Source organism: Gordonia sp. CPCC 205515 (assembly GCF_048537925.1).
Taxonomy (GTDB): Bacteria; Actinomycetota; Actinomycetes; order Mycobacteriales; family Mycobacteriaceae; genus Gordonia.
The window spans coordinates 195,037-214,655 of sequence record NZ_JBCLVJ010000016.1; the positions used below are offsets into that span (position 1 = coordinate 195,037).

General features: G+C 65.0%; 18 protein-coding genes. 12 read left to right on the forward strand and 6 right to left on the reverse strand.

What is annotated here, in order from left to right:
- Positions 1 to 17: 17 nt before the first annotated feature.
- Positions 18 to 2,351 carry a transketolase-like TK C-terminal-containing protein gene (locus AAFP30_RS23110; RefSeq protein WP_419232369.1) on the forward strand — a complete coding sequence of 778 codons (2,334 nt, stop codon included), beginning with the start codon at positions 18 to 20 and terminating at the stop codon, positions 2,349 to 2,351.
- A gap of 161 nt (positions 2,352 to 2,512) precedes the next feature.
- On the opposite strand, the gene dmpG is transcribed toward AAFP30_RS23110, so the two are convergent.
- From dmpG to AAFP30_RS23140, 6 genes are all read right to left on the reverse strand, one after another.
- Complete coding sequence (dmpG, locus tag AAFP30_RS23115; protein ID WP_419232370.1) at positions 2,513 to 3,589, reverse strand: 4-hydroxy-2-oxovalerate aldolase; 1,077 nt, start codon at positions 3,587 to 3,589, stop codon at positions 2,513 to 2,515.
- On the reverse strand, positions 3,586 to 4,491 hold the full coding sequence (locus AAFP30_RS23120) for an acetaldehyde dehydrogenase (acetylating) (protein ID WP_419232371.1): 906 nt from the start codon (positions 4,489 to 4,491) through the stop codon (positions 3,586 to 3,588). Before AAFP30_RS23120 ends, dmpG begins: the two co-directional genes overlap by 4 nt.
- A gap of 60 nt (positions 4,492 to 4,551) precedes the next feature.
- Positions 4,552 to 5,340 carry a 2-keto-4-pentenoate hydratase gene (locus tag AAFP30_RS23125; protein ID WP_419232372.1) on the reverse strand — a complete coding sequence of 263 codons (789 nt, stop codon included), beginning with the start codon at positions 5,338 to 5,340 and terminating at the stop codon, positions 4,552 to 4,554.
- A gap of 215 nt (positions 5,341 to 5,555) precedes the next feature.
- Entirely contained in the window at positions 5,556 to 6,701 is a 1,146-nt protein-coding gene (locus tag AAFP30_RS23130) for a thiolase family protein (RefSeq protein ID WP_419232373.1), read from the reverse strand.
- 20 nt (positions 6,702 to 6,721) lie between these two features.
- Complete coding sequence (locus tag AAFP30_RS23135) at positions 6,722 to 7,135, reverse strand: Zn-ribbon domain-containing OB-fold protein (RefSeq protein ID WP_419232374.1); 414 nt, start codon at positions 7,133 to 7,135, stop codon at positions 6,722 to 6,724.
- A gap of 117 nt (positions 7,136 to 7,252) precedes the next feature.
- Positions 7,253 to 7,873, reverse strand: coding sequence for a TetR/AcrR family transcriptional regulator (locus AAFP30_RS23140; RefSeq protein ID WP_419232375.1), 621 nt, complete (start codon positions 7,871 to 7,873; stop codon positions 7,253 to 7,255).
- A 228-nt stretch (positions 7,874 to 8,101) separates the two neighbouring features.
- On the opposite strand from AAFP30_RS23140, the gene AAFP30_RS23145 reads away from it, so the two are divergent.
- The 11 genes from AAFP30_RS23145 (at position 8,102) to AAFP30_RS23195 (ending at position 19,534) form a co-directional block, all read left to right on the forward strand.
- Positions 8,102 to 9,409 carry a cytochrome P450 gene (locus tag AAFP30_RS23145; protein WP_419232376.1) on the forward strand — a complete coding sequence of 436 codons (1,308 nt, stop codon included), beginning with the start codon at positions 8,102 to 8,104 and terminating at the stop codon, positions 9,407 to 9,409.
- On the forward strand, positions 9,409 to 10,173 hold the full coding sequence (locus AAFP30_RS23150) for an SDR family NAD(P)-dependent oxidoreductase (protein ID WP_419232377.1): 765 nt from the start codon (positions 9,409 to 9,411) through the stop codon (positions 10,171 to 10,173). The genes AAFP30_RS23145 and AAFP30_RS23150 overlap by 1 nt, the downstream gene beginning before the upstream one ends.
- Before the next feature lie 34 nt (positions 10,174 to 10,207).
- Entirely contained in the window at positions 10,208 to 11,128 is a 921-nt protein-coding gene (locus AAFP30_RS23155) for an MlaE family ABC transporter permease (protein ID WP_419232378.1), read from the forward strand.
- Entirely contained in the window at positions 11,128 to 11,982 is an 855-nt protein-coding gene (locus AAFP30_RS23160; protein ID WP_419232379.1) for an MlaE family ABC transporter permease, read from the forward strand. Before AAFP30_RS23155 ends, AAFP30_RS23160 begins: the two co-directional genes overlap by 1 nt.
- Positions 11,983 to 12,065: 83 nt before the next feature.
- Positions 12,066 to 13,295 (forward strand): MlaD family protein, encoded by a 1,230-nt coding sequence (locus AAFP30_RS23165; protein WP_419232380.1) that lies wholly within the window; start codon positions 12,066 to 12,068, stop codon positions 13,293 to 13,295.
- On the forward strand, positions 13,292 to 14,326 hold the full coding sequence (locus AAFP30_RS23170) for an MlaD family protein (protein WP_419232381.1): 1,035 nt from the start codon (positions 13,292 to 13,294) through the stop codon (positions 14,324 to 14,326). The genes AAFP30_RS23165 and AAFP30_RS23170 overlap by 4 nt, the downstream gene beginning before the upstream one ends.
- A gap of 5 nt (positions 14,327 to 14,331) precedes the next feature.
- Complete coding sequence (locus tag AAFP30_RS23175; RefSeq protein WP_419232382.1) at positions 14,332 to 15,384, forward strand: MCE family protein; 1,053 nt, start codon at positions 14,332 to 14,334, stop codon at positions 15,382 to 15,384.
- The gene (locus AAFP30_RS23180; RefSeq protein WP_419232383.1) at positions 15,381 to 16,484 is read left to right on the forward strand and encodes an MCE family protein; all 1,104 of its coding nucleotides are present in this window, start codon (positions 15,381 to 15,383) and stop codon (positions 16,482 to 16,484) included. The genes AAFP30_RS23175 and AAFP30_RS23180 overlap by 4 nt, the downstream gene beginning before the upstream one ends.
- On the forward strand, positions 16,481 to 17,584 hold the full coding sequence (locus AAFP30_RS23185) for an MlaD family protein (RefSeq protein ID WP_419232384.1): 1,104 nt from the start codon (positions 16,481 to 16,483) through the stop codon (positions 17,582 to 17,584). The genes AAFP30_RS23180 and AAFP30_RS23185 overlap by 4 nt, the downstream gene beginning before the upstream one ends.
- Positions 17,581 to 18,858, forward strand: a complete 1,278-nt coding sequence (locus AAFP30_RS23190; RefSeq protein ID WP_419232385.1) for an MlaD family protein — start codon at positions 17,581 to 17,583, stop codon at positions 18,856 to 18,858. Before AAFP30_RS23185 ends, AAFP30_RS23190 begins: the two co-directional genes overlap by 4 nt.
- Positions 18,859 to 18,892: 34 nt before the next feature.
- Positions 18,893 to 19,534 carry a hypothetical protein gene (locus tag AAFP30_RS23195; protein ID WP_419232386.1) on the forward strand — a complete coding sequence of 214 codons (642 nt, stop codon included), beginning with the start codon at positions 18,893 to 18,895 and terminating at the stop codon, positions 19,532 to 19,534.
- Positions 19,535 to 19,619 lie beyond the last annotated feature (85 nt).

Below are 19,619 nucleotides of genomic sequence, written 5' to 3' on the forward strand. Positions count from 1 at the left end.
CCATCAGGAGCCCCACGATGACCACCGTTTCTCCCCCACCCACCGGCGCCGAAAGCACCGACACCAACGCCACCCTGGAGCAGATCGCCAATCGCGTCCTCTGGACGTCGACGGCGATCGTGCATCACGCCAACCGCGTCCGGCCCAACCCGTCCGGCCTCAAGGTCGGTGGGCACCAGGCGTCGTGTGCGTCGATGGTGTCGATCATGACCGAACTGTGGTTCTCCCAGCTGCGCTCGGGCGATCGGGTGTCGGTCAAGCCGCACGCCGCGCCGGTGCTGCACGCCATCAACCACCTGCTGGGTTCGCTGGACACCGAAAAGCTCACGCAGCTCCGCGAGTTCGGTGGCCTGCAGAGCTATCCGAGTCGCACCAAGGATCCCGATCCGGTCGACTACTCCACCGGTTCGGTCGGTATCGGCGCGACCGCCCCGATCTGGGGTACCTTCGCCCGCCGCTACGTCAACACCGCGTTCGGCAGCGGCGGCTCGGGACGACAGTACTCGTTGGTCGGTGACGCCGAACTCGACGAAGGCGCGGTCTGGGAAGCGGTCCTGGACACCTCGGTTCCCGAACTCGGCGAGATCGTGTGGATCGTCGACCTCAACCGCCAGTCACTGGACCGGGTCGTGCCAAACATCGCCGCGGGCCGCATCGAGTCGATGTTCGCCGCCGCGGGATGGCAGGTCATCACGGTGAAATGGGGGCGACTCCTCGACGAGCTGTTCGCGCGCCCCGGCGGCGATGCGCTGCGCACCCGTATCACCGAGATGCCCAACCCGGAATACCAACGGCTGCTGCGCTGCTCGGCCGAGGAGATCCGCACCCGACTGCCCGGCGACGGGTCCGGCAGCGAGCAGATCAGTTCGGTCATCGCCGACCTCGACGACGACGCATTGCTCGCCGCGATCCGTAACCTCGGCGGTCACGACCTGAGCGCCTTGCGGGCCGCGTTCGAGCAGATCGACGACACCCGGCCGACGGTTATCCTCGCCTACACCGTCAAGGGTTACCGCCTTCCGACGCAGGGGCATCCGCAGAATCACTCGTCGCTGCTGACCGTCGAGCAGTTCGCCGACCTCGCCGATCAGCTGGGTGAGGATCCGGCCCATCCGTGGCAGCGCTTCGACACACACAGCCCCGCAGGGCAATTGTGTGCAGCGGTGGCCAAACGGCTGAAACGCGAACATATTCCGGCGCCGCCACCGCTGACCGTCCCGACCGACACCGGTCGCACGCCCAGTTCGGTTTCCACCACGCAGGCAGCCCTGGGCCGGACACTGTTGGACCTGACCCGCCAGGCCCCGGACGTGGCACGACGGGTCGTCACCGTCAGCCCCGACGTGAGTTCGTCGACGAACCTCGCCGGCTGGCTGAACAAGGTGGGCGTCTGGTCGCCCGCCGAACGGCGCGACTGGTTCGACGACGACAGCGACACCCTGATGCACTGGCGGGAACGCCCCACCGGACAGCACATGGAACTCGGCATCGCCGAGACCAACCTGGTCGGACTCATCGGAGAATTGGGTGCCACGTGGAGCCGGTGGGGACAGCCACTGTTCCCGATCGGCGTGCTCTACGACCCGTTCGTCGAACGTGCGCTGGAACCGTGGTCCTACGGTATCTACGCGGGCGGACAGTCGATTCTGGTCGGCACCCCGGCCGGCGTCACCCTGGCGCCGGAAGGTGGTGCGCACCAATCGATCAAGACCCCGTCGATCGGACTGGAGCAACCGGGCTGCGTCAGTTACGAACCAGCCTTTGCCGTCGACGTCGAGTGGACGCTGCTGGATTGCCTGTCGCACATGGGCAAACCCGGCGGCCGGTCGGCCTACCTGCGGCTCTCCACGCGACCCGTCGAACAATCGCTGGCGGGGGTGCCCAGCGATCCGGCGGCACGGGAACGTCGTCGCCAACATGTCATCGCCGGCGGATACGTCCTTCGTCGCGCAGCGACGCCGCAGGCCACGCTCGTGGCCGTCGGTGCCATGGTCACCGAAGCATTGCACGCGGCAGATCGTCTGTCGCAGATCGGGATCGATGTCGACGTCGTCGTCGTGACCAGCCCGGGTCTGCTGTTCGAGGCACTGCAGGCCCGCAATGGGCAGGGCGATGCGTCGTCGTGGATTCTGGATCAGATCTTCCCCGCCGATCGCGCAGCCCCGATGGTCAGCGTCATCGACGGGCACCCGCACACGCTGTCGTTCCTCGCGAACATCAACCGGGTGCCGTCGAAGGCCTTGGGTGTCAGCAACTTCGGCCAGTCCGGATCACTCGAGGATGTCTACCGTCACCACGGCATCGACGAGGATCACCTCATTCGGGCGGTCCTGGATCTCACCGCAGGTTGACGCCCGAGCCAACATCAGCCACAGCTCTCCGCACTGCTTGTGTGCACTGTGCACGCGAGCAGTGCGAAGAGTTGTGGCTGATGCCGGGATTCGGCGACTCGCTTCGACCAGCGTCGGGCTCGCTGCGCTCGCTCGTCGCGCTCAACGAGCGGTGGTGACCTCTACACCCCCGCGTTCGCGTCCTGCTTCTTCTTCAACTCGAGCGCGATGTCGATGAGCTGGTCCTCTTGCCCGCCAACGAGTTTCCGGTTGCCGGCCTCGATGAGAATCTCCGCGGCCGACACGTTGTAGCGTTCGGCATGCCCTTCGGCGTGCTTGAGGAAGCTCGAGTAGCAACCCGCATAGCCCATCATCATCGACGACCGATCCACCAGGCACTCCGACGGCATGACCGGACGCACCACGTCCTGGGCGGCGTCGGCGATCTTCATGAAGTCGACGCCGGTGGTGATGCCGAGCTTGTCGCACACCCCGACGAACGCCTCGGTCGGGGTATTGCCCGCACCGGCGCCGAACCGGCGGATCGATCCGTCGATCTGCTGGGCGCCCGCGCGGATCGCGTTGATCGAATTGGCCACGGCGATATCGAGATTCTCGTGCCCGTGGAAGCCGATCTGCGCGTCGTCACCGAGTTCGGCGCGCACCGCGGCGACCCGGTCGGTGACGTCCTCGAGCACCAGCGCGCCCGCCGAATCCACCACGTAGACACACTGGCAGCCGGCGTCGGCCATGATGCGCGCCTGCTTGGCGATCACCTCCGGTGGCTGCGAATGACTCATCATCAGGAAGCCGACGGTCTCCAGCCCGAGATCGCGCGCCAGTCCGAAGTGCTGGATCGACACGTCGGCCTCGGTGCAATGGGTGGCGATACGGCAGATCTGCCCGCCGTTGTCCTGCGCGGCCCGAATGTCGTCCTTGGTGCCCAGTCCCGGCAACATGAGGAACGCGATCTTGGCCCGCTTGGCGGTTTCGGCGGCCGCGGCAATCAGTTGCTGCTCCGGCGTTTTGGAGAACCCGTAGTTGAACGACGACCCACCCAGACCGTCGCCGTGGGTCACCTCGATGACCGGGACACCGGCATCATCGAGCGCACCGACGACCGCGCGCACCTCATCGACGGTGAACTGGTGCCGCTTGTGGTGACTGCCGTCGCGCAGTGACGAGTCGGTGATCCGAATGTCGAGGTCGTCGGAATACTTGCGCGCGTTGGCCATCAGGTCCGGATGCGTGGTGCTCATGCCGAGACTCCCAACTTCTGCTTGGCGATTTCCTCGCCCACCTTGGTGGCGGCGGCGGTCATGATGTCCAGATTGCCGGCGTACGGCGGCAGGAAGTCTCCGGCGCCCTCGACCTCGACGAAGATCGACACCCGGGCATGACCACCGTTGAGCACGCTCGGCGGGTCGAACTGCGGGTCCTGCAGCAGTCGGTAGCCGGGGACGTAGGCCTGGATCTCCTTCTCCCGACGATGGATCGACTCGGCGATCGCGTCGGTGTCGGCATCCTCCGGGATTGCGCAGAAGATGGTGTCGCGCATGATCATCGGCGGATCGGCCGGGTTCAGGATGATGATCGCCTTGCCGCGATCCGCACCACCGATGGTTTCGATCCCCTTCGACGTCGTCCGGGTGAACTCATCGATGTTGGCGCGGGTACCCGGACCCGCCGACACCGAGGCGACCGACGCGACGATCTCCGCATACGGCACCGGCACCACCGAGGACACCGCGTGCACCATGGGAATGGTGGCCTGCCCACCGCAGGTGATCATGTTGGTGTTCGGCGCATCGAGATGCTCACGCAGATTGGCGGGCGGTACCACCGCCGGGCCGACCGCGGCCGGAGTCAGGTCCACCGCGGTGATCCCGGCAGCCTCGTAACGGGGCGCATACTCGCGATGCACGTACGCCGAGGTCGCCTCGAAGATGAGGTCCGGCTTGTCCGACGACCCCAACAGTTCGTCGGCTCCGCCGCTCATGGTGATCAGGCCGTGGTCGGCGGCCCGTTTCATGCCCTCGGAATCGGCGTCGATCCCCACCATCCACCGCGGCTCGATCACCTCGGATCGTTGCAGCTTGTACATCAGGTCGGTACCGATGTTGCCCGATCCGATGATCGCTGCGGTCAGCTTGGCTGCCACGTGCGCCTCCTGTTTGTTGAGTCGTTCAAAGTTTCCCCGCCGGCTGAGCTTGTCGAAGCCCTAGACAAAGTCCAGCGTCACGCTGCCCAGACCCACGAACTCCGCGACGAAGTGGTCGCCCGCCTCGATGTCGAACGCCCGCGTCGCGGTGCCCGGCAGGATGACATCACCTTTGCGCAGGCGCACGCCGAAGCTGTCCACCTTGTTCGCCAGCCACGACACCGCATTCAACGGATGCCCCAGCACCGCAGACGAATTGCCTTTCGCGACGACCTCGCCGTTACGATGCAGCATCGCATCGATGTTGCCGGTGTCGATCTCGCTGATCGGGACACGCTGTTCGCCGAGAATCCATCCGCACGAGGACGCGTTGTCGGCGATGGTGTCGCACAGGGTGATCTTCCAGTCCTTGATCCGCGAATCGATGAGTTCGATCGACGGCACCACCCACTCGACCGCGTCGATGACGTCGTCGTTGGTGCAGCCCTCCCCCGGCAGGTCCTTGCCCAGGATGAATCCGACCTCCACCTCGACTCGCGGATAGCACAACGTCGACCGGTCGATCGGGGTCATCTCGAAGTACTGCATCTTGTCGAGCAGATGCCCGTAGTCGGGTTCGTCGACGTTCATCATCTTCTGCATGGCTTCGGATGCGAGGCCCACCTTGTGGCCCGCGACCGTCGCACCTGCATCAAGCCCTTTACGAATGTTGATCAGCTGGATCTCGTAGGCATCGACGACATCAAGACCCTGGTACGCATCGGTCGGACGGTCGATGGCCACCGCCGACTGCTCGGCGGTCCACAAATCGGCCGCGATCTTCTCGCGAATTTCCTGGTCAACCGCCATGGCACCTCCAGTCTCGAAATAGGAACGTGTTCTAGTTTAGGGTATCGGCGCGTGTTTGGACATGGTGGCACCGACCTCTGATTCGACTTCCGCCGAGCGTAGATGTGCGCCGTCGGTCTGCCGAGGACTCTTCCCACCCAGCGGCACAGCAAAACGGCCGACCCCACCAGTGCTGGTGGAGCCGGCCGAATGTCCCCTGGGGAGTGGTCTGGCGGTCAGACGGACACGATCGTCGCCGATGCGGTGCCCGGTGCCCCGTAGACCTGGGCGAGTCCGACCTTCGGGTTGCCGGGGACCTGACGGTCGCCGGCCTCGCCGCGCAGCTGCCGGACGAGTTCATGCATCTGCCGCAACCCGGAAGCGCCGATCGGCTCCCCGTTGGCGATCAATCCGCCGTCGGTGTTGACCGGTATCGAGCCGGTGATCTCGGTGGCGCCGTCGGCAAGCAGCTGCTCCTGCTCGCCGTCCTTACACAATCCGGTCTCAGCCATGTGGATGATCTCCGCGCCGGCATCGGTGTCCTGAAGCTGGGCGATGTCGACGTCCTCGGGCCCGATTCCCGCGCGCTCGTAGGCCGCGCGTGCGGCATACACCGTCGGCGACACGTCCTCGTCGATGGGCGCCGAGGTCGCGTGTACTTCGTAAGCACCGTACCGCCGGGTCCTAATCTCGCTGGCTCGCAGGTAGACCGGCTTGTCGGTGTACTTGTGCGCCAGATCGGCACGGCACATGATCACCGCGGCGGCACCCTCGTCGGGCGAGCAGAACATGTATTGCGTCAGTGGGTAATTGACCATCGGCGACGACAGGATGTCGGCTTCGGAGATCGGCGTGCGCCGAAACGCGTTCGGGTTCTTCTCCCCGTTGCGGAAGTTCTTGGCCGCCACCTTGGCCAGGGTGGCCTGCGAGATGTCGTGGTCGTGGATGTAGCGGTTGGCCTTCATCCCGAAGAACTTGGTGGTGAGGAACTGCCCGTTCTCCGCATACCACTGCGGGAGCGCGAGTTTGGCCGGGTTGTCGGTGAATGCGCCGCGCGGGTGCTTGTCAATCCCGATCGCGATGCCGATGTCGTAGGTGCCGAGTCGGATGGTGTCGGCCGTCTGGGCGATGGCGCTGGCCGATGTGGCGCAGGCATTGAAGACGTTGGTGAAGGTGATGCCGGTCAGTCCGACCAGTCGGGTCACCGCGTCCGGGTTGGAGATTTCGTAGCTACCGCCGAAGCCGAACTGGATGTCTTTCCATTCGAGTCCGGCGTCGGTGAGCGCCAACTGGATTGCTTCGGCACCCATGTGCATCGCGGACTTGTCGAATCGGCCGAAGGGGTGCAGTCCCACGCCGATGATGGCGACGTCGTTGGTCATGAGAATCCTCTCGGGAGTGGTCAGGCCGGCGCGAAGGCGAAGGTATATATCTCCTCGCCGTCGGCGTCGGTCGCGAACGGGATCATGGTCAACTCCACCGACTGCCCGAACTCGATGGCGGCGGAATCACTTTCGGTCAGCCGTCCTTCGACCCGGACCACCCCGTCGAGTTCCACCAGCCCGACCCCGAACGGCACGAACTCCTTGCCGACCGGGCCGGCATAGGGCGCGCCGGGCGGAAATCCCTGGACCGTCCAGGCGACCAAGGTTCCGGTGCGCGGCAACAGCACTTCCGCCATCCCCGCGCGACCGCACTTGGGACAGCAGTCCTGCGCCGGAAACGTCACGAACTCACACTGACCGCAACGACTGCCGATCAACTGCGGTTTCTGATCGGGCCACGTCGAGATCTCTGGCGCCAACGCCCTGGCCATACGGCTCCCCTTTCGACAACCAACCACCTGTTTCCGAAAAGGTTATCATTCATTTCCGATTATGGAAATGTCATTCTCATCTGGCCTCGATAAAGCGCCCTGAAGCACTGAGCGGGGTCAGATGAAGGCGATTGCTGGCGCCGAATAGTGTTGCTGCGGTTCACCTTCGAGCTCGGTGAGATACTTCTCGACGAACTCGAACGTCTCCCGGTGACCGTCGGAGAAGCCCAGCAGCTTCTCCATCATGACCACGCGCGAGACGCTGGTCAGCATCACGATCGCAACGGCGGGTGGCATCTGGGCGCGGTCCACGCCGTATCGAGGCAGGACCTCCTCAAAGACCGCTTGCGCCTCTCGCCGCAGGTCGGCGGAGAATTCCGCAATCTTCGCCCGGAGCTCCTTGCGATGATTCGCCAAAGCGAGCAACTCGGTGGTGTAGGCGGCGACCGCCGGATCGATGCTGAACTGCCAGAGCGCCCACAACGGCTGGGGAGATTTCAACAGCTCTCGCTGCTGCTCGACACCGGCCTGCGCCCGCCGACGAAACATCTCGAGGAAGAGTTCATCCATGGTTCGGAAGTAATAGTGGACCAGCTGCGGTTTGAGACCCGCTCCCTCGGCCACCTTTCTGGAAGTTACTGCCGCATAACCTTTTTCCAACATCAGTCGCTCTGCCGCATCCAGCAGAAGCGACCGATTTCTGGCGTCGGGTGCCCCGACTCGCCGTTCCGTTGCCACTCACCACTCCTATCGCAACTTGGGCTCACTGTAGCCCGATCAGACGACTTTGCCGGAAGATCTTGTGATCTTGACCGCAGTTGTCCATCGTGGTAACTGTAGTCACAAGTGCTGAGCGAGTGCTCAGCATCCACCAGCCCAGAATTTCGGTCCCGGTCCGCATACGACGCCGCACATGCGAGAACCAGATTTTCAATATCGGAGAATTAGGACATCGAGGAGAGAGTCTTGAGCGAACTGAAAGACCACACCAGCGAACTGACCGATCTCAACTACTTCACCTCGCAGGAATTGGTCCCAGACCCCAACCCGTACTTCGACGAGCTACGCAGCCAATGCCCGGTCGTCCAAGAGCCCCACATGGGCGTGTACACGATCACCGGTCACGCCGAGGCGGTATCGGTGTACAAGGACCCGGAGACCTACTCCTCCTGCCTCTCCCCGTCGGGACCGTTCCCCGGCCTGCCCTTCACACCCGAGGGCGACGACATCAGCGAGCAGATTGCCGCACATCGTGACGAGCTGCCCCTACACGAGCACATGATCACCATGGATCCGCCAGATCATGCCCGGGCCCGCGGCCTGCTGAGCCGCCTCCTGACTCCTCGACGTATCCAGGAGAACGAGGAGTTCATGACGGGGCTTGCCGACCAGCTGATCGACGACTTCATCGCCAACGGCAGCTGCGAGATCATGTCCGATTACGCAAAGCCGTTCTCCCTCTTGGTGATCGCCGACTTCCTCGGTGTTCCCGAAGAAGATCATGAGCAGTTCCGGGTGGTCCTCGGCGCCCCACGCGCCGGCGCCCGGCCCGGCGCCCTGGACAACGAGATCCTCAGCGACAATCCGCTGCAGTGGCTCGACGACAAGTTCACCGCCTACATCGAGGACCGGCGACGCAACCCGCGCAACGATGTGCTGACCTCGCTGGCGCAGGCCAAGTACAAGGACGGCAGCACCCCTGAGGTGTTCGAGGTGGTGCGGACGGCGACGTTCTTGTTCGCCGCAGGTCAGGAGACCACCACCAAGCTGATCAGCGCGGGCCTGCGCTTCATCGGCGAGAATCCTGAACTCCAGCAGCGTCTCCGCGAAGATCCGGACAGCATCCCGATTTTCATCGAAGAATCACTTCGTCTCGAGAGCCCGGTGAAGAGTGATTTCCGGGTCGCCCGACACTCGACGAGCATCGACGACGTCCCGATCCCGGCCGGCTCCATCGTGATGGTCTGCCCCGGAGCGGTCAATCGCGATCCCGATCATTTCCCGGAGCCCAACGAGTTCGATCTCGATCGCACGAACGTGCGCGAACATCTTGCATTCGGCCGCGGCATCCACTCCTGCCCGGGCGGGCCGCTCGCCCGGATCGAGGGGCGGGTCACGATCGAGAAGTTCCTCGCCCGGATGGCCGACATCCGGGTGTCGGAGGAACATCACGGCCCCGCCGACGCTCGTCGCTACGACTACGAGCCCACCTACATCCTGCGTGGCCTCACCAACCTGCACCTCGAGTTCACCCCGAAAGCGACCGACAACTGATGAGCGTCAACGGTTCACCGGCCGGCCGCGTGGCGGTGGTCACCGGCGGCGGTTCCGGGATCGGTGCCGCGGTCGCGGAGCATCTCGGCGCGGCCGGACATCGGGTCGCGGTCCTCGACGTCAACGGTGACGCAGCCGAATCGGTGGCCGAACGGCTGCGCGGCGACGGTGTCGAGGCGCTCGCCGCGACCGTCGATGTCGCGGATCGAACCTCGGTCGACAAGGCTGCCGGAGTGGTTCGGGAGAAGTTCGGGCCGATCGAGATCCTGGTGACCAGTGCCGGCATCGAGGCCCAGACCCCGTTCACCGAGATCCCCGCGCACGAGTGGGACCGATTGATCGCGGTGAATCTCACCGGCACCTTCAACACCACGCAGTCGATGATCCCGGACATGCTGGCGGGCGGCTGGGGCCGCATCGTCACCATCTCGTCGTCGAGTGCGCAGTCCGGTGCGCCCGAACGCGCGCACTATGTCGCGTCGAAGGGCGGGGTGATCGCCCTGACCAAGGCGCTGGCCTTCGAGTACTCGCCGCAGGGGATCACCGCGAACACCATTCCGCCGTCGATCATCGCGACACCGATGGCCGAGGCGGGAGTCGCGGCCGGGCACATCCCGAAGCTGGAGGATCTGGCCATGATGACCCCGGTCCGACGCTCCGGCCTCCCCGAGGACATCGCCGCGGCCGCCACGTTCTTGTGTTCGGACCACGCGGGTTTCATCACCGGCCAGGTCATCGGCGTCAACGGCGGCTGGTACATCTGAGCGCGCCCTGACCGGGCACCAGAAAGGCACACTCATGGCGATCATCGAGCATGAGGGATCCCTCCATCCATCGCGCGGCGCCACGTCCCGCTTCCGAGCCATCGGCCGGGCACCGGAGGCGCCGCGGCGATCGGCCAACTCCGAGATCACCGACTGGTTCCGGGGGTATGTGCGTCGTCATCCGCTGGCGTCCCTGGAAACGGTTGGCGGACAATGCGTTCTCGGTCTGCAGGCCATGCGTCACCTCGTCGTCGACCTGGTGACCGGACGGTTTCCGTTCGCCGAGTTCATCCGGCAGACGGCGTTCATGGCGTCGGCGTCGGCGATGCCGACGGTCTTCGTGGCCATCCCCATCGGCATGACACTGTCCATCCAGTTCGCCCTGCTGGCCGCCCAGGTCGGCGCCACCTCGCTGGCCGGCGCGGCCAGCGGTCTCGCGGTGATCCGCCAGGGCGCACCGATGGTCGCGGCATTGTTGATGGCGGCCGCCGCGGGCTCCGCGGTGTGCGCCGATCTCGGGTCCCGCAAGATCCGCGACGAGATCGACGCGATGGAGGTGATGGGTCTCTCGGTTGTCCGCCGCCTCGTCGTACCGCGGATCGCCGCCGCGGTCGTGGTCAGTGTCGCACTCACCGGCATCATCTGTTTCGTCGGATTCTTCTCCGGCTATGTGTTCAATGCCTTTGTCCAAGAGGGCACCCCGGGCACGTTCGTCACCACGTTCGCCTCGTTCGCGACGGTCTCCGATTTCATCCTGACGATGATCAAGGCGGTCGTGTTCGGCGCCATCGTCGCGATCGTGGCCTGCCAGAAAGGACTCACCACGCGTGGCGGCCCGGCCGGGGTGGCCAATTCGGTGAACGCCACCGTCGTCGCGTCCATCATCCTGCTGATGTTGGTCAATGTCGGATTCACTCAGCTCTACGTGATGTTGTTCCCGCGGACCGGATTCTGATGGCGGCGCCGTACTACCCCCCGGGCGCGCGACCGCTGGTCCGGAGCGTCTCGGCCGTCACCACCGCGCTGGCCCGGATCGGCCACATGGCGGTGTTCTTCTTCCGTGCCGTGGCCGCCATTCCGTTGGCGCTCAAGCACTACGGCAAGGAGACACTGCGGGTCATCTCCGATGTGACCTGGGGGAACGGGTCGATCGTGGTGGGCGGCGGCACCGCAGGCGTGATCATCGTGCTCGGTGCCTCGGCAGGCGCGATCGTCGGCATCGAGGGCTACAACGCGTTGCACATCCTCGGCATGGAACCTGCGGCCGGGATGGTCGCCTCCACGACGACCACCCGCGAACTCGCCCCGATCATGGCGTCACTGGCCTTCGCCGCACAGGCCGGCTGCCGGTTCACCGCGCAACTCGGCGCGATGCGGATATCGGAGGAGATCGACGCCCTCGAGTCCCTCGCCATCCGCCCGATTCCCTACCTCGTCTCGACCCGGCTGTTCGCGGCGGTGGTCGCGGTGATCCCGCTGTACCTCCTCTGCTTGGCACTCAACTACCTTGCAGTGCAGACCATCGTCGGCCTCGCCGGTGGCTTGTCCGGGGGGACCTATCAGCACTACTTCGAGCTGGTCCTCAACCCCGTCGACGTTCTCTACTCGCTCGGCAAAGCGGTCATCTTCGTGATCATCACCTCCACTGTGCAGTGCTACTACGGCTTCTACGCCAGCGGCGGCCCGCAGGGCGTCGGAACCGCTGCCGGCCGCGCCATGCGCGCCGCGATCTCTGCGATGATCGTGGCCAATCTCCTGCTCACCATCGTGTTCTGGGGCATAGCTTCTGCCGCGAGATTGAGCGGCTAGCCATGATCGGGGGAATCGAGGAGGGGCCACGGGGAGTCAGCACGCGACGACTCGCGGTAAGCGGTGTCATCACCCTGGTGGTCGTGAGCGTCATCCTGGGTGCGATCTGGCTGAAGGCCGATGGCTCCTTTACCGACTCCGTGCAGGTCAGCGCGCAACTGACCGATGTCGGTGATGGCCTGCCGCAGAACTCCGACGTCAAGTTCCGTGGCGTTCTCGTCGGCGCCGTGCGTGCCGTGACCCCCGAGACCGCCACCACCCCCAACATCGTCTCGATCGATCTCGATCCCGCTCTGGCAGCGGGGATTCCGAGCACCGTGACCGCCCGGGTGGTACCCAGCAATCTGTTCGCCGTGTCATCGGTGCAACTGGTCGACAACGGTGCGGCGCCGGCGATCACCGACGGAGCGGTGATCGACGAGGATGCCACCAAGCAGACCCAGCAGTTCCAGACCACCCTGACTCAGTTGCGCAACATCGTCGCCGCGTCCGCGCGCGACCGCGGTGATGAGACCATCGGGTTGCTGGCGGCGGTCGCGGCGGCCACCGACCGCCGCGGCACCGACATCGCCGCGGCCGGTGCCCAACTCGATCGGATCACCCGACAGTTGGACTCCGTCCTGACACCGGGCCAACCGTCGACGCTGGTCTCGCTGAACGCCGCGGTCACCGGACTGCGCACCGCGGCCCCCGATCTCCTCGACGCGCTGCACTCCTCGGTGGTGCCGATGCAGACGCTGGTCAAGGAATCATCCGCCCTCACCGACTTCCTCGCCGCCGGCTCGACGACGGCGGGGCGTATCGATACGGCAATGAACAACAACGTGAATCAACTGTTGACCATCACCCGGACCGCGGCACCGGTCGTCGACGTCGTCGCCCGCGGCAGTTCGTCGTTCACCGGGATCGTCACCGAGATCAACGTCATCTCGGACAAGTGGTTCACCGAGTTCTGGCCGCGGGGACTGCAGAACGGCAGGGGGAAGTTCATGTTCCAGTTCACACCGCACCGGCTCTACACCCGGGCCGACTGCCCACGCTACGGCAATCTCGAGGGGCCGAGCTGCCGTACGGCACCGACCTCCGTGTCGCCACCGGTCATCATGCAGCGCAAGGGAATGACCCCTGGCTACCGTCCGGTCGCGATGGGCGGCAACGTCGGTTCGGTCGGCAGCGCCGACGAGCAGAGCCAACTCGCCGGACTGGTCGGCGGACCGCCGGTCACCACCACGTTGCTGCTGGGGCCGCTGGCCCGCGGCACCGACGTCACCGTCTCCCCCGCCTCGGCGCCGACGAACGAGCAGCCGCGATGAGTATCCGTCGCCCGCTGATCGGCGTCGTGGTGTTCCTGATCATCGCGATCGGTCTCACCTCGACGGTCGTCGTCACCCTGCGCCGTGGCGTCGACGGTCAATCAATCACCTACACCGCGCGTTTTACCGATGTGACCGGGCTCAAGGCCGGCGACGACGTCCGTATGGCCGGGATCCGCGTCGGACGCGTCGACTCGGTGACGCTCGACGGCACCGTGGCGCGCGTGGCCTTTCGCGTCGAATCGGATCAGGTGGTCGACGGAAACACCAAGGCCTCGATCACCTATCAGAACGTCATCGGGCAGCGTTATCTCGGACTGTCGCAGGCGAAGTTTGCGAACGCCGGTCCCCTGCACGACAACGAGATCCCGATGGACCACACCGAGCCGTCCTTCGACATCTCCACCGTCCTCAACGGATTCGAGCCACTGTTCTCGGTTCTCGACCCACAGCAGATCGAGAACATCACCACCGCGGTCATCCGTTCCCTCCAGGGCGACACCGGGTCGATCGCCACCCTGATCGCCCAGACGTCCACCCTGGCCGAATCCGTCGCCGGTCCCGACGAGATCCTCGGCGACGTCATCACCAAACTCTCCGACATCGTCGGTACCCTGGCCGCCCAACGCGGCAACGTCGACAGCGTCGTCACCCGCTCCCGAGAGATCTTCGTCCGGCTGTCGGAGAAGGAGAACGAATTCCTCCCGGCCCTCGACACCACCGCGCGTGTGGTGGACCGGGCCGCATCGATCGCCGCGGGTGCCCTGCCGGAGTTCCAGGAGATGCTCGATCGTCAACCCGGCTTCATCGGTCACTTCCTGGCGAACAAGGAACCATTCGCGTATCTCGGCTACAACCTGCCGCCGCTGTTGAAGGGGTTGGCGCGCGTCACCCAGACCGGCACCTACATCGACACGTACCTGTGCAACTTCAATGTGACGCTGATTCCCGCACTGAGCACCGTGATCCCGTCCGTGGTCGCGGCCGCGACTCCCGGCGGCAAGATCACCAATTCACCGGTGTGTCGGTGATTGTCGTGATCAAACGTATCCGCGACGTCTCCCGACAGCAGCTGTCGGTGCCGTTGGAGAACCGCAACAAGGTTCTCATCGGCGCCGGCGCACTGATCCTCATCGCCGTCATCATCTTGGCGCTCTTGCAGATTCAGGCCAGCGGCCCCGGAAGGCGGGATATCCGTGCGCAATTCGCGCAGGCGGCAGGCGTGTCCGCCGGCGACGGCGTGAACATCGCCGGCGTGCAGGTGGGCCGGGTCACGAGCACCGAACTGTCCGGCACCTTCGTCACCGTCGGCCTCGAGGTCGACAAGAATGTCGCACTCGGCGACACCACCGAGGCGTCGATCAAACTCACCACCCTGCTGGGTACCCGGTACGTCGAACTCAAGCCGTCGGGAAAGGGCTCTCTCCCCGACGCCACCATCTCCCTCGCGCACACCCATGTGCCGTACGACCTGCAGGAAGTGCTACAGAACGCCACCACCACGTTCGAACAGGTCGATGCCGACAAGATCGGGCAGTCGATGACCACCCTGGCCCACCAACTCGATCAGACACCACAACTGATTCCCGAGGTACTCACCAACATCGAGAACCTCTCCACGATCATCGCCGATCGACGCACGCAGATCGGTCAACTCCTCACCAGCACACAGCAACTCACCACCGTGGTACGCCAGCAGCAGTCCGACCTCGGGGAACTGGTCACCCGGGGTGACCAACTCCTGCGGGCGGTACTGACCCGTCGCATCATGATCACGCGCATGCTCACCGCCACCACCCAAGTCGTGACCCGGCTACGGCAACTCGTCGTCGACGACCGCGCCGGCATCAACCGTCTCATCACCAACCTCGACGGGCTGCTGGCGTCGCTCAAACGCAACGACGCCCTGCTCCGCAACACCCTGCAGGTACTCCCCATATCGGTGCGGAACTTCGCCAACACCACCGGCACCGGTAACGAGGTCGACTTCACCTCGCCGTCCGGTCCACTGATCGACTCCTGGATGTGCGCGATCTCCAAGCAGGCCGGACTCGTGAATCTTCCGCCGTACTTCAAGGATTGCCGATGAGAAGGATCGGAATACGACTCGTGCTGATCGTCGTCATCACCCTCGTCGCGCTGGGTGCGGTCGGCATCATCCGCGACGACAGACAACGCACCATCGGCGTCACCGCACTGTTCGACAGCGCTTCGGGACTCTATGTGGGCAACGCGGTGTCGGTGCTCGGTATGCAGATCGGCAAAGTCACCCGCATCACGCCCCGCGCCACCTCCGTCGAGGTGGACATGGCGATCGATGCCGACACTCCCATCCCCCTCGACGTCGCCGCGGTGACCGTGTCGACGTCGGTGCTCACCGACCGCCACGTCGAACTGACGCCTCCGTACCGCACCGGACCTCGGCTGGCCGACGGCGCGGTGATCGATCTGTCGCACACCAAGACACCGGTCGATGTGGACCGCTCGCTCGCGATGGCCGACCGGTTGGCTCTGGGACTCGGTGGCGACGGTCACGGTGGCGGCCCCATCGATGACATCCTCTCTGCGGGCACCAGTGCCACCGCCGGCAATGGCAACGACATCCGTTCCGCGCTGACCGCGCTGTCGAAGGCTTTGGCACTCGGACCCGACCAGGGCGCCGACACCCGTGAGGCCTTGACGTCGACCGTGACCAATCTGTCCACCCTCAGCGAGGCTGCCGCACGTAACGACACCGCCATCCGACGCTTCGGCTCCACCATCGAACAGCTCTCCGACCTGTTCGCCCAGCAGCAACTCGGCTGGGGCACCACCGGCGCCCAACTCAACACGGTGCTGGCCGAGGCCACCAGGCTGCTCGAACAGCGTCGCGCCACCATGCGCAACACCGTGTCCAGCGCCAACACCGTAACCAAGGCGCTGGCCGACTCCAAGCGGGAGCTGTCCGAATTCCTTGACGTGACACCACTTCTGCTCGACAACGCCTATAACGCCATCGACCAGCGCAACGGTATCGCCCGGGTGCACGCGCAACTGGACAAGGTGTTCTTCGACAGCCAACTCCTCAAGGAAGTCTGCAACGTGCTGCGACTCAAGGAACTCGGATGTAACACCGGCACACTGCGCGATTTCGGGCCCGACTTCGGCATGAGTGCGATGCTCGAGGGTCTGGCCAAGGAGACGCCATGATCAGACGTACACCCGTCCGGCTGGTCGGAGTCGCACTCGCCGGCCTGCTCGCCACCGGCTGCGGTGTCGGTCTCGGCGATCTGCCGCTCCCCCAGCGGGACAGCGGAACCGGCGAATCCTATTCCATCACCGCCGAGTTCGTGAATGCGCTCAACCTGCCCGAGCAGGCGAAGGTGAAGCTCAACGGCGCCGATGTCGGCGAGGTCGACTCGATGCGGGTCGAAGACTACACGGCATTCGTCGTGCTGCGAGTTCGACAGGATGTGCCGCTGCCCGTCGGCACCCGTGCCGAATTACGTTCGGCCACACCACTCGGCGACGTCTTCGTCGCGTTGACCCCGCCCAAGGACAACAATGTCGCGACCGCGACACTCCACGACGGCGACACCATCCCGGAATCGCAGACCACGGCCGCCGCCACCATCGAAGAGGTGCTGGCGACCTCGGCACTCCTGGTCAATGGTGGCGTCCTCCGTGATCTGACCACCATCATCAACGGACTGGGCCGCACGGTCGGGGATCGTGGCGACGAACTGGCAGACCTCATCGCCCGATCGACCCGGTTGATCTCGACGCTCTCGCGTCGGTCCGGGGAGATCCGGTCCGCGCTGGCCCAAACCGACCGTCTGGTCACGACGATGTCGAATCGCAAGGCGGTACTCAACGACGCGATCGCGGCGGCCGGACCCGCCCTCGATGTGGTTGCCGCACATACCGACGAGATCCTCGGCCTGGTCAATCAGATCGGACACATCAGCACCACACTCGAACGCTTTCCGTCGATCAAGACCGGCGAGACCCAGCATCTGGCCGCCAACCTGAACCGCATCTCCTTCGAGTTGAACCGGGCCGCCACCGCTCCCGGAGTCGAGGTCGAGGCAATGAACGACCTGCTGGCACCGGTCATCAAGATCACCAATTCCACTGCGGCACACGTTGATGCCGACCTACAGGATCTGGCGATCGGTGCCCTGGTGGATCCGCGTCATCACGCCGACCCCGGCAGCCGAATCCCCGACCTGTCGGACGCCGACAACTTCGCCGGCACCCTCGCCTACACCCTGCAACGACTCCGGATGAAGCTGACACCACCACGATGACCGCAACCTCTCAGACCCCCAGCGTCTTTCGCGCCGGCGATGTACCGGCACGGGCGGTGACCAAAGCCGTCCGCACCGGAGTGCGACATCGGCTGCTGCTGTCGGCGATCGGGCTCGTCGTGATCATGCTCCTCGGCATCGGCTATCTCGTCGTCGGCGTGTTCCACACCTCGCCGACCGCGAACACGATCACCGTGCGTGTCCATCTCACGGAGTCCGGCGGACTACTCGCCGACCGTAAGGTGACCTTGCGCGGTGTGCCTGTCGGTCACGTTGTCTCCGTCGGTCTCGGAACCGATGATGTCGTCGCTGTGGCCGCCATCGACTCGTCGGTCCAGATTCCCGTCAATGGTGAGGTGCGGGTCGCCGGGCTCTCGTTCGCCGGCGAACAGTATCTGGACTTCCGGCCGTCGAGCGATCGGGGTCCGTATCTGACCGACGGAGCAACGATCGACGCCGACCGGACATCAACACCATTGCCGCTGGCCGACCTGATGGACGACATGAGCGGCATGCTGGCGCAGATCGACCCGCGGAAACTGCAGACCATCAGCCAAGAACTCGGTGTCGGCCCGGCCGGACCGGAGAAACTCCAGAACATCATCGACGGCGGCACCTTCTTGATCTCCACATTGGATTCGGTTATGCCGCAGACCGTTTCACTGCTCACGACCAGCCGCACCGTCCTGACCACCCTGGGACAGGCCGGTCCCGCGCTGACGACCACGTCGCAGAATCTCGACCACATCATGACCGGGGTGGCACGTACCCCCAAGGGATTTCACACCCTCCTGACCCGCACACCCCCCTTGCTCAAGGATGTCGACAACATCATCGCCGACAACTCGCCGACCATGGTGCAGCTGCTGGGCAATCTCGCCACGGTCACCCAACTGGCCTATCTCCGAATTCCCGCACTCAACGAATTCTTCTTCCCGCAGAACCGCGATGGCTCGGCGCTGCACGCATTGACCACCACGATGCGCGACGGTGGGGTCTGGGCCGCCGTGAACATCTACCCCCGCAACTCATGCGACTACCAGCTCCCGAGATTGCCGGCGTCGAGGCCCGACTTTCCCGAGCCGTTCCTCAACACCTACTGCCCCGACGACGATCCGAGCGTCCTGATCCGTGGTGCGCGCAACGCTCCCCGCCCGCCGGGCGACGACACCGCCGGACCTCCCCCGGGGATGGCACCGGACGCCCGAACGAACCCGACACCGCAAGGACCGCAATCGATTCCGCTGCCCTTCGGCGGCCCAGCACTTCCCTGACCCAACAGCCCAGCCCACAACAAGAGGAGATCCGATGAGCAGCACGACAACCGCCACTCCCGGAGACACCGACGTCGACGACGCCGACCCGATCGTCGACGAATCCGTCGATACCTCCGTTGCGACCGACGACGCAACGGAGCAAGACAACGAGAAGGCCCCGGACCGTGGTCAGTTCCGAAAGCGCCTGACATCACGCCGCTCTCGTCGGATCGGGGTCGTCGTGCTGGCCATCGTGGCCGTGGCCGCACTCGCCTTCGGCGGCTGGGCCGGGTGGCAGTACAAGTCCGAGCGCGCCACCGACAACGCCGCATCGGCCGCGCAGAGCGTCGCCCGCGACTACGCGGTGACCCTCACCAGCGTGAGCGCCGACTCCATCGACCAAGACTTCACCGCGGTTCTCGACGGCGCCACCGGCGAATTCAAGTCCATGTACGCCAAGTCGAGTTCCCAGCTTCGCCAACTCCTGGTGGACAACAAGGCGCAGGCACAGGGCAAGGTCATCGCGTCAGGAGTCGAATCGGCCTCGCCGACCAAGGTCGTCGTGCTCCTGTTCGTCGACCAGTCGGTGCGCAACGCCGGCACCCCCGAACCGCGCATCGACCGGAGTCGCGTGGAGATGACCATGGAACTCGTCGACGGACGTTGGCTCGCCGCCAAGGTGGAACTGCCGTAACCACGCTCTCCCCCGGCCGAGCCTCCCCTCCGCGGATCTCCCTTTCCGCTGGTCGAGGCCCCATTCCGCTGGTCGGATCAGGGAG